Raw genomic sequence first — 16,337 nt, forward strand, 5'->3', positions numbered from 1 at the left:
AACACCCGCAAGAGCGGGTGCTGAAATAAACGTTAGCAGGCGGGACTTAACCTTTGTGGTAAGCCACAACTTTTGCCACTTCGTTTTTAGAACCTAGCACAACCGGTACGCGGTCGTGAATGCCTTCAGGTTGAACATCCATGATATCCATACGACCTGTAGAAGAAGCGCCGCCGGCTTGTTCAACAATCATTGACATTGGGTTACCTTCGTACATCAGGCGAAGTTTACCGGCTTTAGAAGGGTCACGGTTATCGTACGGGTACATGAAAATACCGCCACGCATTAAGATACGGTGTACTTCAGCTACCATGGAAGCAACCCAACGCATGTTGTAACGCTTACCAAGAGGGCCTTCTTCACCCAGTAGGCAGTCATCAATGTACTGCTTCATTTCAGGTTCCCAGAAACGCTGGTTTGACATGTTGATTGCAAACTCGGCGGTATCTTCCGGAATGGTGATGTTTTCTTTGGTCAATACGAATTCACCGATGTTGGTATCAAGCGTGAAAACATTGACGCCATGTCCGGTTGTCATCACCAATAGTGATGAAGGGCCGTAAAGAACATAACCGGCAGCCACTTGCTTGCGACCGTTTTGCAGGAATACTTCCTGGTTGTCGCCAGCAGTATCGTCTTGAGCTTCAAGAACTGAGAAGATCGTACCTACGGATAGGTTAACGTCAATGTTAGAAGAACCATCTAGTGGATCAAACGTGACCAGGTATTTCCCCGATGCGTTAGCGGCAATCGTGTAGTCTTCTTCTTCAGAACCAACACCGCGAACATAAGGGTTGGCAACTAAGATGTCTTTAAGAAGATCGTTAGAGATAACGTCAAGCATCTTTTGAGTTTCACCTTGGACGTTTTCATCTTCGGTTGCACCTAGGATACCAGCAAGCTCACCTTGGCTTAGTTTGTACGCGATATCTTTACAGGCGACCATAACGTCTTTGATAACTAACTCTAGTTCAGCGCCTACGCCGTCTTTAGCCAGTACTTGATCTAATCTTTTCATCGAGGTTCTCTCTATGTTTAATTGAAATAAATTGCGGCAATTCTAACATGTTGGGTTCAAAAGGTACAAGTTCAAGCGCCCGAGCAAATCAATAATTCTGCTCGGTTTGTCATCCGTAAGGATGTGCGATTTTCTCTATAAGTGTTTCGGATTCGTTAAAATAAGCGGCTTGAATAGTCAAAAACGGTCAGAAAGTTGTCATGAAATTTATTGTTAAGTTATTCCCGGAAATTATGGTGAAAGGAACCGCCGTCAAGAAAAAGATGGTCAGTCAGTTGCATGATAATTTGCGAACCTTGCTGTTAAGGGTGAATAAGGATATTCAGACCAAGCGTTTCTGGGATAAGATCGAGGTGCAGACAGACGATCAGTATCTTGAAGCAGTGCGCCGGATTTTGACACAGACACCGGGGGTGGAGCAGGTGCTGGAAGTGATTCAGTTGCAGGCCGGCAAAGATCTGGAGGCTATCGCAGATAAGGTGGCGGAAGTCGCCTGCCCTTGGATTGAAGGGAAAACTTTTGTGGTACGCGCCAGGCGCAGTGGCACACATGAGTTTAGTTCTTACGAGGCTGAACGTTTCATTGGTGGCGTTTTATTTGAGAAAGGCAATCCTGCCGGAGTGGATCTGCATAACCCGCAAGTCAAGGTGGAGTTGGAAATCCATCAAAATGAACTGAATATCGTGACCGCAAAACGGGCAGGCCTGGGTGGATACCCTATGGGCACTCAGGGAGCCTTGTTGTCTCTGATGTCCGGAGGTTTTGATTCCACGATTGCGAGTTATCTAACGATGAAACGCGGGCTGAAGACTCATTTTGTTTTTTTCAACTTGGGAGGCGCGGCTCATGAAATTGGGGTCAAGCAGGTGGCCTTATATTTGTGGAGCCAGTTCGGAGCCTCGCACAGGGTTTCTTTTGTTACCGTGCCGTTTGAAGAGGTGGTTGGAGAAATTTTCCGCTCGACTCATGAGAGCTATATGGGTGTGACTTTAAAGAGGTTGATGTTGATGGCCTCCGAGAGAGTCGCCAAGGAAATGGGGATTGATGCACTGGTGACAGGAGAGAGTGTGGCGCAAGTGAGCAGCCAAACACTCAGGAATTTAGCGGTGATTGACAATGTCACCAATATGCTGGTTTTGAGACCACTTGCGACTATGAATAAGCCTGAGATTATGGCCATGGCGGATCAAATCGGTACCCGACATTTTGCCGAAAGCATGCCGGAGTTTTGCGGGGTGATTTCTAAAAATCCTGTGACGAATGCGTCTTTTGAGCGAATGAAGAAAGAGGCGGCCCGTTTTGATTACAGCGTACTTGACCGCGCCGTGGCGGATGCCGTGACCATTCCGGTTGATAAGATTGTTGAAGATGTCGCCGAGTCAGCCTATGTGGAAGTGCTGCAGCAAGTCCCTGAGAATACGGTTGTGATTGACATTCGTTCGGAAGCTGAGCGCAAAGCGCGGCCTCTAGAGGACGTTGAACTGATAACGATGCCATTTCACGAGTTGAATAAACAGTTTTCGAAGTTGGATCAGACGAAAAACTATCTGCTGTATTGTGAGAAAGGAGTGATGAGTCAGTTGCACGCCCAGTATCTCAAAGACAAGGGGTTTGAAAACGTTAAAGTCTATCGACCAGTATAATGTTTGATGCTTTAGGTTAAAGCTTTATTCTGCTTTTTTCAGGGGTGCCGATGTCGGGGAGTCAAGTTTCTCGGCTTCTAATTTGGCTTGTTCTGCTTGTTTGGCTTTTAAAAGTCTTTTGGTGTCCGAAAGGGCTTTGAAACTTTGCAGGGCAATTTTAGTTTTTTGGATGTTGGTGACATAGTTGACGGTTTCATGACCAATGGTGTTACGCGCCACCACTTCTACATTGTAAAACCATTTATTAGGATTGAGTCCCATTTTCTGGGCGGTGCGTTGCATTTTTCTGACTCGTCCCGGACCTGCGTTATAGGCCGCTAAGGAAAAGTTGATACGATCCTCTTCGCTGTATTGTTGGCCGGTGAAGTAATTGTCTCTCAAAAAAGCCAGGTATTTCACGCCTGCATGGATGTTGTTTTCCAGGTTTTTAATGTTTTTGATGGCCACGTTTTTGGAGCTGGCGGTGGAAGGTTTGATTTGCATAATGCCGTAAGCCCCAGCTGAGCTGGTGAGCTTGGTATTGAACCTGGATTCTTGGTAGGCCTGTGCTGCAATTAGGAACCAATCGAATTCATAGTAGTCGGAATAGAGTTGAAGGTAGTAGGACAGACATTCGATTCTGTCCAGTTCCGATAGAAGTTGCGGTTGTTTGATCCAGTAAGCGTTCTCAAAGTATTTTTTGTAAACCGAATTTCCCAATAATCTTCCGGGCTTGGCGTAGGAGTGAATGAAGTCGTTGAGGGATTGTTTGAGTTTCGGGAGATTCTGGTTGAGCGCCCAGGCAATTTTGCCACCTTGGTGAAAAACGATGTTTTCGTAGGCGATGAGTTCAGGAAGAGTTTGTTGGTAGATTTCAGCAATATGGCTGTCTACTACCGTATATTCGTAGATTCCGGCGTTGACCATTTCTAGAATGTCTTCCGCTTCCAGAAGGGGATCGGCTTTGATGATCTCAAAAGGTTCCAGTCCATTGAGCCCCAAAAACTGATTGTAGATTCGCAGGTGAATGATGTAGCTGCTGTTGGCAACGGCGATAATTTGTTTGCCGGACAGGTCTTCAAGTCGATTGATTTTGCTGGCATTCTTATGGCCAACCAGGATTTCACGGATGTCTTCAATGTACGGGTCGGTAAAGTCCATGGCGGCGCTGCGTTCCGGGGTGATGGTCAGCCCGGATGCAATCAAGTCGCCTTTGCCGGCACGCAACTCAGAAAAAAGTTTTTCAAAAGGGCGCACCAAAAAAACAATGTGAGTTTTATAGCGTTCTTTTCTCGGTCCCCTGTTCAGATAGTTTTCGTATGCTTTTAAGAGGTCGTATTCAATGCCTCGTTTGCCTTTTTTGGTTTCAAAAAAATTGGTTCGGCTGTTGTTTACCAATACGCGTAGGATGCGGCGCTGGCGAATTTCGTCTAGATCACCTATAAACGGCTGGTTGATGCGATCGGTCAGTGATGTTGTCTGAGGAGGTTTTTGGGCAGCGGAAGGCAGGCTTGTGGCAAGCAGAATAAGGCTTAGTGAATATACTAATGTCGTCCAGATGGGGTTCAACAACTTGACAGCCTGGGTTGAGGGTTGAGAATTTATTTTAGACAAGTTTTTTGCTGACACAAATTTATTTTACATAAACGCATGTCGCAATGATTTTCAGTCTTTATTATGAATCTTTAATGTCGATGTTGTTCTAAGCTTGCAACCGGTTTGCCGCGGAGTAAAATGAGGTCAAACATTAAAGATAAAAAACATGAGGCTGGATGCAATGCGTAGAGTGAAATATGCCATCTTAGGGGCGGGTACTTCGGGGTTGACTGCTCTAAGTTTGATCCGTAAACAGACTGATGACTTTGTCATCATCAACGGAGGTCACTATGGCACGACGTGCGCTCGAGTGGGTTGCATGCCCTCAAAAGCTATGATTCAGTCGGCTAATATTTACCATAAACGCCATCATTATGATGAGTTTGGATTGGCGGGCAGTGAGTCTGTCACCGTAGACACAGCCAAAGTGATGCAGCGAGTCCGGCGTTTGCGAGATCGTTTCACGACGGGGGTGAAAGCGGGCACCACCGACAGTTTGAAGGAGGGGCAGTTGATTTCTGGATATGCAAAGTTTGTCGGCGAAAACCGCCTGGAAGTAAATGGCGAGGTCATCGAAGCCGAACGCATTATTATTGCCACCGGATCACGTCCAGTGATTCCTGAGCCTTGGAAAGCTATCGGTGATCGATTGCATACCAGTGATACATTATTTGAACTCCCCGTTTTGCCCGAGCGCATCGCAGTGATCGGTTTGGGTATTATTGGACTGGAGTTGGGTCAGGCCATGTCGCGATTAGGCGTTTCCATAACCGGATTTGAGATGCAGGAACGGATTGCCGGATTGTCTGCACCGGAAGTGGCTCAAAAGGCAGTCGAGTTAATTTCAAAAGATTTTCCGCTTCATTTGGGAGAATCGGCTCAACTTGAAAGAACCGATCAGGGGGTGTTGATCAAAACTTCCAACTCCGAAGTGGAAGTGGATGTGGTGCTCGCGTCATTGGGTAGACGCCCCAACTTGGATCTGCTTGATTTGAACGCCGCGGGCATTAAGTTGGATTCTCGCGGCATGCCTACGTTTGATCTGAATACGATGCAGGTTGAAGATAAGCCTATTTTCATCGCAGGCGATGTCAATGCGTTTCGCCCTATCCTGCATGAAGCCGGTTATGAAGGGAAAATGGCGGCCATTAACGCCATCAACTATCCCGATATCACCGCTTATGAGCGCAAAACACCGTTGGGAATCGCTTTTACCGATCCTGATATTGGGATGTTTGGTATGTCTTACTCGTCTTTAAACCAGGATGAAGTAGAGGTGGCGAATTTTAATCTTGAGCGTAATAACGGCCGGGCGATTGTGATGCATGAAGATCATGGCATGATTTGCCTGTACGCTGATAAGTCGACCAAAAAGTTACTGGGAGGGGAATTGATCATGCCGCATGCAGAACATTTCACTCATTTATTGGCCTGGGCGGTTGAGCAGGGCATGACGATTGCGGATTTAGTGAAAATGCCTTTTTATCATCCGGTGCTTGAGGAGGCTCTGCAGTCGGCCATACAGAATCTGTATGATGCACTGTATGTCGATAGTGAAGACCGCATTGCGCCAGAATTAACAGTAATGCAATAAAAATTAACTGTTTTTTGGTATAATACGGCGGATTTTAATTAATATTAGCCCCGATAACGTCTTGTTGTAGAAAATACACAGAGCAAATCGTCTGTCCGCGGGCTTCAACTTAGATGGTATCGAGTGACTAGTCAACAATCAGAAGAACAACGTGATCCATATGCTCAGCGTGAAGCCGAGAAGTATGACAACCCTATCCCCAGCCGAGAATTCATTTCAGAAGTCCTAGAAACTGCACAAAAGCCTTTGCGTTTGTTCCAAATTGCCAAGTTGGTCGATGTGCCAGAAGAAGATGAAGAACGGTTTGAAGCCTTGTCGCGCAGAGTCAAAGCGATGGTCAGAGATGGACAGCTCATCCGCAACCGACGCGGCGCTTTTGGGCTTTTACAGAAAATGGATCTGATCAAAGGCCGTGTATTGGGTCACCCTGACGGCTTTGGATTTGTGGTTCCAGAAGATGGCGGGAAAGACCTGTTTTTATCTGAAAAAGAGATGCACAAGGTCTTGCATGGCGACATCATTATCGCATCGGTTGTCGGTGAAGACCGCAGAGGACGCCGTGAAGGCATGGTGGTTGAGATCGCCGAGCACGCCAATAAGCAGATTTTGGGTAGGCTTGGGTTCGAGGATGGTCTGGCTTGGGTTAGACCTAACAATACCCGCATTACCCAGGACGTATTTATTCCGCAAGATGGTTTGATGGATGCCAAGGAAGAACAGATTGTTTTGGTTGAGGTTATTCATCAGCCTTCGTTGCGTTCAGGTCCGATTGGTAAAGTGGTCGAAGTGCTTGGTGACTATATGGCACCTGGCATGGAAATCGATTCCGCAATTCATGACCACAATATTCCCAATACCTGGTCGGAAGAGTTATTGGCCGAATTGGCGGAGATTCCTGATGAAGTAACCGAGGCCGATTTGGAAGGGCGAAAAGATCTTCGCGGCCTCCAGTTGGTGACGATTGATGGCGCGGATACCAAAGACTTTGACGATGCCGTATTTGCCAAACGCCGTAAAAATGGTTGGCGTTTAGTGGTGGCAATCGCAGATGTTTCGCATTACGTAAAGCCGGGTACGGATTTGGATAAAGAAGCTCTGAAGCGTGGTAACTCAGTGTATTTCCCACAACGTGTGGTGCCAATGCTGCCTTCTAAGCTTTCGGATGGTCTGTGTTCCTTGAATCCTAAGGTGGATCGTCTTTGTATGGTGGCGGATTTAAGCATTACCGAAGACGGAAAGTTGGATCGCAGCCAGTTTTACCAGGCGGTTATGAACTCGAAAGCACGTCTCACCTATACCCAGGTCCATGAGATGTTGACCGATAAAAACAGTGCCTACCGCGAAGAGTTTGCAGAGCAGGTTCCGCATGTGGAAGCCTTGCATGAGCTTTACAAGGTGTTGCAGAAAGCGCGTGAGGAAAGGGGTGCTTTGGAGTTTGATACCACCGAAACACGTATTGTGTTTGATGAAGAGCGGAAGATTGAAGCCATTGTTCCTGTTGTGCGTAACGATGCCCATAAGCTCATAGAAGAGTGCATGCTGATGGCCAATGTGGCGACAGCACGCTATTTGAAATGGCACAAAATCCCTATTGTTTATCGAGTGCATGAATCCCCGTTGGAAGAGCGTCTTAAGAATTTAAGAACCTTTTTGGCCGACTTTGGTCTGGTACTGGGCGGCGGTGACGAGCCGACTGCGCATGATTATGCTGAAGTTTCCGCTAAAGTTGCGGGTGAGCCTTATGAGCATTTAGTGCAAACCGTGTTGCTGCGTAGTATGAATCAGGCTGTTTATACGCCTGATAATAAAGGCCATTTTGGTCTGAACTATGAGCATTACACACATTTCACTTCTCCTATTCGTCGTTATCCGGATCTTCTGGTTCATCGTGCCATTCGTCATGCATGGTTGAAGCAGGGTGTGGAAGGCTTTATGTATGATGATGCCAAAATGGCCGAATTGGGCTCACACTGTTCAGATACTGAGCGACGTGCAGACGAAGCGACACGAGATGCGGTCACGTTTCTTAAATGCGAGTTTTTATCCCACCGTTTGGGTGAAGAGTATGATGCGGTTATTACCGCGGCGACCAATTTTGGCTTATTTGTAGAAATCGATCCATTGTATGTAGAAGGTCTGATTCACATTACCGAACTTGGTGAAGATTACTTCCATTACGACAATGCCCGCCACTGCCTCAAAGGCGAACGTACTGGAAAAGTATATCGTCTTGGGGATCGGGTTCGAGTTCAAGTCGCACAGGTTAATTTGGATGAACGCAAAGTCGATTTACGTTTTATCACGGATGATTCTGCGCAAGAAGAGGTCTCGGCCGAAGATGGTTCTCCATCATCTGAGACCCCAGCGAGTGAAGAGCAGGCTGAACCGAAAAAACGACCTAAAAAACGTTATTACAATAAGAAGAAACGCGGTTCCCGCAACAGCAAAGGCAAGTCGTGAAACAAGAGCTTATTTACGGCCTGCATGCGGTAGAAAAGTTTCTTAAACAGTCTCCTCATTTGGTCTATCGATTGTCGGTTATCAAAGGCCGCTTGAACAATCGTCAGCAATCTTTGGTTGATCAGGCCAAGTCTTTGGGTGTGGCGGCCGAATTCGTGCCGAAATCCGCATTCAATGTGACCGAAGGCAATCATCAGGGGGTCATGGCCCTGGTCGCTCAGAAGCCTCAAATGAATGAATCCGATTTAGAGTCTTTGATTGAGGGGCTGGATAATCCGTTATTTCTGTTTCTGGATGAAGTGCAAGACCCGCATAACTTGGGTGCGATATTAAGAACGGCGGATGCGGTGGGCGTCGATGCGGTGATTATCCCTAAGCATAATTCGGTCGGCATGAACGCTACGGTTCGCAAGGTGGCTTCCGGAGCGGCTGATAATGTGAGGTTGATTGTTGTTTCGAATCTTGTTCGAAGCATCAAAGCAATGCAGCAGTCGGGTATGTGGATGATTGGTATGGCCGGGGAAACCGATGAAACCTTATATGACCATAATCTGACCGGTTCCATCGGGATTGTCATGGGCACTGAAGGGAGTGGTTTGCGTCGGTTGACCAAGGAAGCTTGTGATCATCTGGCAGCCATACCGATGGTTGGAGTAGCCGAAAGTCTGAATGTTTCGGTGGCCACCGGTGTGGCACTATACGAAGTATATCGCCAGCGCCATCAGCTTCGCTAAGATGTTTTGTGGTTAGAGGATGTACCTAAATAAAAAAAACCGGCAGGCCTGCCGGTTTTTTTATGTATATCGCTCATGGAGCTTATGGGACGACTCTTGAAGAATTTCCTTAGAGTAAGAAAATATCACCTTTGTCATCTGTTCTGACTTCCAAAGCTTCAAGCTGTTCATCCCAGCATGGGCCTTCAATGCAGAGTCCGTCCTCAATTCTAAAGAACGCGTCATGAACCGAGCATTTCATGGTTTTTTCAAATGGATTGACATCAATTTTGTAAGCTTCATTCAGCGGAACATTTTGGTGAGGACAGTTATTCAGATAGGCTTTCACAACGTTTTCATATTTAATCAGCACAACCGATTTTCCTGAACTCTTGTCTTCCACAACTAAGGTTTTGGTGGTGCCCAGCTGAGAAAGGTTGGCAATCGCGGAGCTGGGCTCGACAGGAGTCAATAAATTGTCCAGTCCGTGCTTAAGGCACTTTTGTGCAGCCAGTTGGCTGGCAGCCTGTACCGCTTCGACCAACGGCTTTCCGGCAATCAAGTGGTGGATGACGGCGGCATTGAAGGTGTCGCCAGCTCCCAGGGTATCTACAATCGGTGAGACCGTCTCAGCAGGAACGTGTTGGATTGTCCCTTGAGCTGGGCATAGCCAGGCACCCTTTGCACCCCAGGTGCAGATAAGGTGGCTGTTAGGTAACTTAGACTGCATGGCTTTTAATAAACTTTCACCATTGTCATGGCCTTTGGCTGTGGCATAGTGATGAGAGAATAAAATCAGGTTCGCTTGCGGTAGCAGCTCTTCGATCTCTTCTCGTGGTTTTTCAACCTCTAATGAGACGGGTTGATGGGTGAGAAAGGTCTTGGCTATGTTAAACATTCCTTTCAAGTTAGCGATGTTGCGGCCTTCAAAATGGAGCCAATCGTATTCTTCGATTTCAATTTTGGCGAAATGGTCAAAACTCAATTCGGGAAGATCGCGATAGTGAACGATCGCTCGATTGCCATTTTGGGCGTTTAGGTTGATATAGGAGCAGGGGGTGCGTCCTTTGATAAAACGTTGTATGTGGTCAACGTTGATGTTTCGTTCTTTGAGTCCGCTGATCAGTTGCTTGGCTTCGCTATCCCCACCGGTGGTGGTGCAGATGGCGGTATCGTGTCCAAGTTGGGACAATACATAAAGCGTGTTGCTGACATTTCCACCGATTTGAGTGTAACGTTCACTGGCACGCAACTCCTCGTCGTCGTGCGGGGCGTGCGGAACTTTTAATACGGTGTCTAAAACGGCGTTTCCAATTCCTAATATTTTAGCCATGGGGACCTTTATATGATTCAGTATGGATTGTTCGGGTTGGACAAGATTTTAGCATAGCTTGCCTCTGCGCTAGGAATTTCGTTTGTCAAGCAAGGCGCGGTGAATAAATTTATTAAAAAACTTGACATGGCAATATGTCGCTTTATTTTTTTATTCTATAATTTTTATCTACAATTGATTGTAACTTGTTGTTTTATATTGACTATAAGGTGTCCTTTTAAGTCTATTTGATTCCATTAATAAGGTCTGTGTATTATCCACAAAAGCTGTGGATAACTTTGTGAGTAATCTTCTAAAAAACAACTTAAGTGCTTTAAAATAGCCGTAAAATATTAAATTGCTTAAAAATTAAACAGTAAGCTTTTTTAGGTAAATAATCAGAATTATTTATTTACAAATAAGTAAGAAAAAAATAAAAAAATCATCTCAAGGATGAAAAAAAATTAAAAAGCGCTACAATCAACCTTATGCATCTACCTTAGAGCGAAAATTATGGCAGAGATCAAAACCGCATTTAACGCAAGTTGTCAGAACTGCGGATTGCAAAAGATTTGTTTCCCGACTGGATTGACTCAAAATGAGATGAATCAGTTGGATGACATAGTCAATAGAAAAGCGCCATTGCAAAAAAACCAGATGTTGTTTTCAGCAGGTGATAAATTTGTTTCACTTTATGCCATCCGCGCCGGTGGCGTTAAAGTCTATTCTTTTTCCGACGGTGGAGAGGAGATCATTCATGGTTTCTATTTGCCTGGTGATGTAATCGGTATTGATGCTTTGGCTTCCAGGGTGCACATGTTTAATGCCATGGCCTTGGATGTGACCAGTGTTTGTGCCGTGCCGTTCAATGAGTTGAATGATTTGTCCACCAAAATTCCGCATTTGACTCAACAGGTACTCAATATTATGAGTAAGGAGGTCGTGGAAGGGCGACTGCATTCTGAATTGCTGACTAAAAAAAATGCCGATCAACGGATTGCGCAGTTCATTTGGAGCATGGCGGAACGCTTTAAAAGCCGTGGCTATCACTACCTTGAGTTTCGTTTGAGTGTGTTGCATCGCGATGTAGCCACTTATTTGGGATTAACACCTGAAACCGTCTCGCGTATTTTGGCTAAGTTGCACCAAGAGAAGGTGGTGACTTGGAAAAAGAAAGAGGTTCACATTCACGACGAAAATGCATTGAGATCTCTGGCCGGTAATCATTTTTGTGATTCCCACTCGTGCGCAAAAGTTGTATAGTTATTCATAAATGTTGGGCATGCCCTATTTAAATAGTTTTTATAAAGAAATGGAAGGTAATATGAAATTTAGTAATTTGAAGGTTCTTTTTGCAGCTGGCTTCATGAGTTTGATGATGGTGGGGTGTAGCTCAACACCGACAACTGAAGAAGCAGATGAATCCGCGAGCCAAGAAGTCATGGACAAGACGGTAGTGGAAACGGCGGTAACAGAATCTACTTCTGATGCAACTGATTTAACCGAGATGCAGGCAAAGTTGGCAGGCCTGGTTGTGCGTTTTGATTTCGATCGCTCTGAAGTAAAATCTGAATTTTATGATGTGATCAAAGCCAATGCCGATTACATGATGGCGAACAGCTCGGCAAATGTCACCGTCAGTGGACATTGTGATGAGCGCGGTACGCGTGAATATAACCTGGCTTTGGGTGAGCGTCGTGCGAATGCGGTTAAGAGCGCCTTGATTGCTGAAGGCGTGAGCGCAGACCGTATCACTGTCATCAGCTTTGGTGAAGACAAGCCGGTTTCAGAAGCGCATAATGAAGAAGCCTGGTCTGCCAACCGACGCGCTGAATTTTCATATTAATTCATTGCGTTAATTCGGTTTCTAAGAGAGCCTTCCCGGCCTGAAAGTTGGGAAGGCTTTTTTGTTTATAGTGTTTATATCCCAAGAGTAAAAGTGTTTATGAGTTCAGTCACCCCTAGCATCCATTATTTATCCGACTATACACCGCCAGTCTTTGATATAGAGTCTGTGTATTTGGAGTTTGAGTTGAATCCGTCACATACCAAGGTGACGAATACTATGCAGGTGCGTTGTATTCAGTCTGGACAGCCACTGGTTTTGGATGGCGAACAATTGGATTTAAAACAAGTGTTGCTGGATGGAGAAGATGTGACCGAAGACTGCCTGCTAACAGGCGAATCCCTGAGTTTGCACGTATCTAAGCCTCAGTTTGAATTGAAAATCGTAACCCAGATCGCACCGCAGTCAAACACCTCTTTGGAAGGCTTGTACCGTACCAGTGGTAATTATTGCACCCAGTGTGAAGCGGAAGGCTTCAGAAAGATTACCTTTTTCTTGGATAGACCGGATGTTCTGAGTTTTTTTACCACCAAAATCGTGGCAGACAAGCAGGATAATGCGGTTTTGTTGTCTAACGGTAATCTGATTGAAACCGGAGAGCTTGCTGATAACCGTCACTATGCCATTTGGGAAGACCCTTACCGAAAGCCAAGTTACTTGTTTGCACTGGTCGCTGGAAACCTCAAGCACATAGAAGACCATTACATCACGGCAGATGGTCGCAAGGTTGCCTTGCGCATTTATGTTGAGCCTCAGAATCTGGACAAATGCCAGCATGCCATGGATTCCTTGAAGCGTTCGATGAAATGGGATGAAGAGCGTTTCGGTTTGATTTACGACTTGGATATCTACATGATTGTGGCGGTAGACGACTTTAATATGGGGGCTATGGAGAATAAGGGGTTGAATGTGTTCAACTCCAAGTTCGTTTTGGCAAAACCCGACACCGCTACTGATGTTGATTATGAAGGTATTGAAGCGGTCATAGGCCATGAGTATTTTCATAACTGGACCGGTAACCGAGTTACTTGTCGCGATTGGTTTCAGTTGACGTTGAAAGAGGGTTTGACGGTATTTAGGGATCAGGAGTTTACCGCTGACATGTTGTCGCCGGCGGTCAAACGAATTGAAGATGTGAAGCGTTTAAGAAACAATCAATTTCCGGAAGATTCTGGCCCCATGGCGCATCCGATTCAGCCCCAGTCTTATATCGAAATGAACAACTTCTATACCATGACCGTTTATGAGAAAGGGGCGGAGGTCGTGAGGTTGTACCATACCTTACTGGGTGAAACGGGCTTCCAAAAAGGCATGAAGCTCTATTTTGAACGACATGACGGTCAGGCCGTAACGGTCGAGGATTTCAGAAACGCCATGGCCGATGCTAATCAGGTCGATTTGTCACAGATGCATCATTGGTACATTCAGTCCGGTACGCCTACTCTAGAAGTCAAAGGGCATTACGATCCGTTTGCGCAGACTTACACCTTGCACTGTCAGCAGTCGCTGCCTGATCAAGCGGTTGCTTTTCAACCCTTGTTGATTCCGATTAAAGTTGGTTTGTTGTCCAAGGAGGGTAAAGAACTGACTCTAAAGGTGGCTGAATCTACGCAGGTGGAGATGAACACTCAGCAGACGCAGGCGTTGCTGTGGATGCAAGAGGGCTCTCAATCCTTTACCTTTGAAAATGTTCCGGAACCCCCCACGCCTTCTCTTTTACGAGGGTTTTCCGCCCCGGTGCACCTTCAGTATGATTATGCCGACCAGGATTTAAGTTTGTTAAGTCGGGCGGACAGCGATTCCTTTGTGCGCTGGGAGTCATTCCAAACCCTGGCGTTGAATGAGATTAAACGCAATATCAAACGTCATGAGAAAGACCAGCCTTTAGAGCTTTCCACGGCTTTAATTGAGGCGTTTGGCAGTGTTTTATTGGATTCCGAAGCAGATCCTGCTCTCATTGCCTTAACGATTAGCATGCCTGATTTAACCTATATTGGTGAACAGTTTGAGGTGATCAATGTCGATGCCGTATATGAGGTTCAGCGTTGGTTGAGAGCGCAATTGGCTCTAACCTATCAGTCTGAATTGCAGGAAATGTACGGCAAGCTGGCAGGTGTTCAGCAGGCATACCGTTACCATAAAACCGATATCGCGCAACGCATGCTTAAGAATGTCTGTTTGCGCTATTTGATGTTGTTGGAATCGCAGTTTGAACTGGGTCAGCAGCAGTTTCAGTCGCAGCAGAATATGACGGATGTATTGGCCGCATTGGAGACAATCGCTCATACCGATCATGCGCAAAGAGATGGGTGTTTGCAATCCTTTTACGAGACTTGGCAGCATGATCCCTTGGTGTTGGACAAATGGTTCGCGTTGCAGTCGGGTTCTCATCATCTTCACGCACTTGAACATGTTCAGGCATTGGTTGAACATAAGGATTTCAAATATGAAAACCCAAATCGGGTTCGCAGTGTGCTTGGGGTGTTCGGACGTGTAAATTTACTGGGGTTCCATCGTGCAGATGGCAGGGGCTATGAGTTTTTAGCAAACCAGGTGATTAAACTTGATGGCATTAACCCTCAAGTGGCGGCGAGAATTGTGGCTCCATTTACCCATTGGCAACGTTACGATCAACAGCGCCAAGCATTTATGAAATCCGCTTTGCAAAAAATATTGTCGGTAGACAGCCTATCTAAAGATGTCTATGAGATTGTTTCCAAGTCATTGGCAGAGTAAGCTAAATGGCAGGTAACAATTGCTTGAATGGTGAGGGTTGAGATGACGCGAAGGGGCAGATTGGCTTATAAAATTGGCTTTTGTCTATTTTTGGGGAGTTTTTATCCGGTGGCAAGCCTTGCCGTGCAACCCGGCTCCGATCCGGTGGGGTTGGAAAAGCAGATTCAGCAAATCGATCAGGAAATTGTATTGTTGCGTGCCGAACTCGCTAAAAGCAACGGAAATCAGCGCGCGTTATCCCAATACCTAGAGCAATTGCAAGCGATGGATCTATTGCCGGGTTTTCAAGCCCGGTTTGAAAACCTAAAAGCGGCGGCCTCTCAAGAGCAAGCCATGCAGGTGTCGGATTCCTATGAACAGTCTTTTAAGTTGCCGGATGCGCAAAGCAATGTGATTGTGCTGTTGCCCTTAAGTGGTCAATATGCTGCAGCGGGTGAAGCCATTTTGACCGCACTAAAGCTTCACTGGCCTTACCAAAAACCGTTTGTTGTGCTGGACAGTGCTATTTATGAGCAGATGTTCGAGCTCTGGGAGTTGGTCAAACTGTATTCACCGGATTTCATTATCGGTCCTTTGGATAAGCGTAATGCGGTGGCGTGGCAGGCTCTGCATACGGGTATTCCCACTCTTTACCTAAATCAATTGGCACAGTTCAGCGCCTCGGAAAAGGGATTGGCCCCCAATAAAGAGAAAGGCTTGCAACAGTTGGCAAGCTTTATTCAGCAAACCGGTTTGCAGCATCTTTTGATATTGGCTAAAGAGAATGAAGGGGCCAGAAAATTGGCGTTTGAATTTGAGCAGGCCTGGTTGAAATCCGACGCGTTTATGCATTTTCAGGTCGCAGAGGTCGGCGAATCGGTAGACCAATCTTTGCAAGATGCGTTGAATGTGACCCGATCCCGCTCTCGTAAGAACTGGCTGCAAAGAAACCTGCAGAGCGATCTGGAATTTGAGCCGCGTGCCCGGCAAGATATTGATGCGATTGTGCATTTTTTGCAGGTAGACGATGCCGTTCAAATCAAACCTTTAATCAATTTTTATCACCTTAATTCGAGTATGAGCCTGTGGTACCCCTCAGTGTATCCAAGCCGCTCCGAACTCCTGTCCTTGCTGCCTTCCTGGCAACAAACCTATGCGTTTATCCCGCCTTATCTCACCCTTGCCGAAGAAGAAAATGATGTCGAAAACAGTCTCTATGGAAAAAATGGCCTATTTTATGCTTTAGGTCAATTGGTGGCAGAAACTGTGAATAATTCGCTTGTTTTAAAAGCGCGTCAGCATCTTGCCTATTCGCAAGCGGGCGAATTAGTAAGTGATCACCAAGCCGAATTGCAGTTATTGCCCAGTGTGTATTGGTTAGACGACAAACAGTTACAACCAGTCGAAGCCTATCAGTTCTATTTTCAATGAGTGCTCACCTTGTGTAGGCACCGTCCTGAA

11 protein-coding genes are annotated in these 16,337 nt (G+C 46.1%); 8 read left to right on the forward strand and 3 right to left on the reverse strand.

The genetic code is table 11. The annotated features are described in order from the left end of the window. Window positions 1–46: 46 nt before the first annotated feature. Window positions 47–1,018 (reverse strand): class 1 fructose-bisphosphatase, encoded by a 972-nt coding sequence (locus B076_RS0104205; RefSeq protein ID WP_028486206.1) that lies wholly within the window; start codon window positions 1,016–1,018, stop codon window positions 47–49. Between the two features lie 200 nt (window positions 1,019–1,218). Here B076_RS0104205 and thiI point away from each other — a divergent pair, with 200 nt between their 5' ends. Then, the gene (gene thiI / locus B076_RS0104210; RefSeq protein ID WP_028486207.1) at window positions 1,219–2,661 is read left to right on the forward strand and encodes a tRNA uracil 4-sulfurtransferase ThiI; all 1,443 of its coding nucleotides are present in this window, start codon (window positions 1,219–1,221) and stop codon (window positions 2,659–2,661) included. A gap of 24 nt (window positions 2,662–2,685) precedes the next feature. On the opposite strand, the gene B076_RS0104215 is transcribed toward thiI, so the two are convergent. After that, window positions 2,686–4,212 carry an MltF family protein gene (locus B076_RS0104215; protein WP_245566313.1) on the reverse strand — a complete coding sequence of 509 codons (1,527 nt, stop codon included), beginning with the start codon at window positions 4,210–4,212 and terminating at the stop codon, window positions 2,686–2,688. A 205-nt stretch (window positions 4,213–4,417) separates the two neighbouring features. On the opposite strand from B076_RS0104215, the gene B076_RS0104220 reads away from it, so the two are divergent. The 3 genes from B076_RS0104220 (at window position 4,418) to rlmB (ending at window position 9,024) form a co-directional block, all read left to right on the forward strand. Then, entirely contained in the window at window positions 4,418–5,830 is a 1,413-nt protein-coding gene (locus B076_RS0104220; RefSeq protein ID WP_028486209.1) for a dihydrolipoyl dehydrogenase, read from the forward strand. 123 nt (window positions 5,831–5,953) lie between these two features. Further along, window positions 5,954–8,290: a ribonuclease R gene (gene rnr / locus B076_RS0104225; RefSeq protein WP_028486210.1), complete on the forward strand. Its 2,337-nt coding sequence runs from the start codon at window positions 5,954–5,956 to the stop codon at window positions 8,288–8,290. Continuing rightward, the gene (gene rlmB, locus B076_RS0104230; protein WP_028486211.1) at window positions 8,287–9,024 is read left to right on the forward strand and encodes a 23S rRNA (guanosine(2251)-2'-O)-methyltransferase RlmB; all 738 of its coding nucleotides are present in this window, start codon (window positions 8,287–8,289) and stop codon (window positions 9,022–9,024) included. The genes rnr and rlmB overlap by 4 nt, the downstream gene beginning before the upstream one ends. A gap of 109 nt (window positions 9,025–9,133) precedes the next feature. Here the strand turns inward: rlmB and B076_RS0104235 are convergent, their stop codons facing one another. Then, complete coding sequence (locus tag B076_RS0104235; protein ID WP_028486212.1) at window positions 9,134–10,336, reverse strand: PfkB family carbohydrate kinase; 1,203 nt, start codon at window positions 10,334–10,336, stop codon at window positions 9,134–9,136. A gap of 492 nt (window positions 10,337–10,828) precedes the next feature. Between B076_RS0104235 and fnr the strand changes: the two genes are divergently transcribed. The 4 genes from fnr (at window position 10,829) to B076_RS0104255 (ending at window position 16,307) form a co-directional block, all read left to right on the forward strand. After that, on the forward strand, window positions 10,829–11,578 hold the full coding sequence (fnr, locus tag B076_RS12070; RefSeq protein WP_051347164.1) for a fumarate/nitrate reduction transcriptional regulator Fnr: 750 nt from the start codon (window positions 10,829–10,831) through the stop codon (window positions 11,576–11,578). Between the two features lie 61 nt (window positions 11,579–11,639). Then, entirely contained in the window at window positions 11,640–12,161 is a 522-nt protein-coding gene (gene pal / locus B076_RS0104245; RefSeq protein WP_028486213.1) for a peptidoglycan-associated lipoprotein Pal, read from the forward strand. Between the two features lie 99 nt (window positions 12,162–12,260). After that, entirely contained in the window at window positions 12,261–14,897 is a 2,637-nt protein-coding gene (gene pepN / locus B076_RS0104250) for an aminopeptidase N (RefSeq protein ID WP_028486214.1), read from the forward strand. Between the two features lie 108 nt (window positions 14,898–15,005). After that, window positions 15,006–16,307, forward strand: coding sequence for a penicillin-binding protein activator (locus B076_RS0104255; RefSeq protein ID WP_157753508.1), 1,302 nt, complete (start codon window positions 15,006–15,008; stop codon window positions 16,305–16,307). Window positions 16,308–16,337: the final 30 nt, after the last annotated feature.

The organism is Thiomicrorhabdus chilensis DSM 12352 (assembly GCF_000483485.1).
Taxonomy (GTDB): domain Bacteria; phylum Pseudomonadota; class Gammaproteobacteria; order Thiomicrospirales; family Thiomicrospiraceae; genus Thiomicrorhabdus; species Thiomicrorhabdus chilensis.

Excerpts from the sequence above, each read along its gene's own strand:
- B076_RS0104235 (WP_028486212.1), bottom strand. The coding sequence starts at position 10,336 with ATGGCTAAAATATTAGGAATTGGAAACGCCGTTTTAGACACCGTATTA.
- thiI (WP_028486207.1), top strand. The coding sequence starts at position 1,219 with ATGAAATTTATTGTTAAGTTATTCCCGGAAATTATGGTGAAAGGAACC.
- fnr (WP_051347164.1), top strand. The coding sequence starts at position 10,829 with ATGGCAGAGATCAAAACCGCATTTAACGCAAGTTGTCAGAACTGCGGA.
- B076_RS0104205 (WP_028486206.1), bottom strand. The coding sequence starts at position 1,018 with ATGAAAAGATTAGATCAAGTACTGGCTAAAGACGGCGTAGGCGCTGAA.
- pepN (WP_028486214.1), top strand. The coding sequence starts at position 12,261 with ATGAGTTCAGTCACCCCTAGCATCCATTATTTATCCGACTATACACCG.
- B076_RS0104220 (WP_028486209.1), top strand. The coding sequence starts at position 4,418 with ATGCGTAGAGTGAAATATGCCATCTTAGGGGCGGGTACTTCGGGGTTG.
- pal (WP_028486213.1), top strand. The coding sequence starts at position 11,640 with ATGAAATTTAGTAATTTGAAGGTTCTTTTTGCAGCTGGCTTCATGAGT.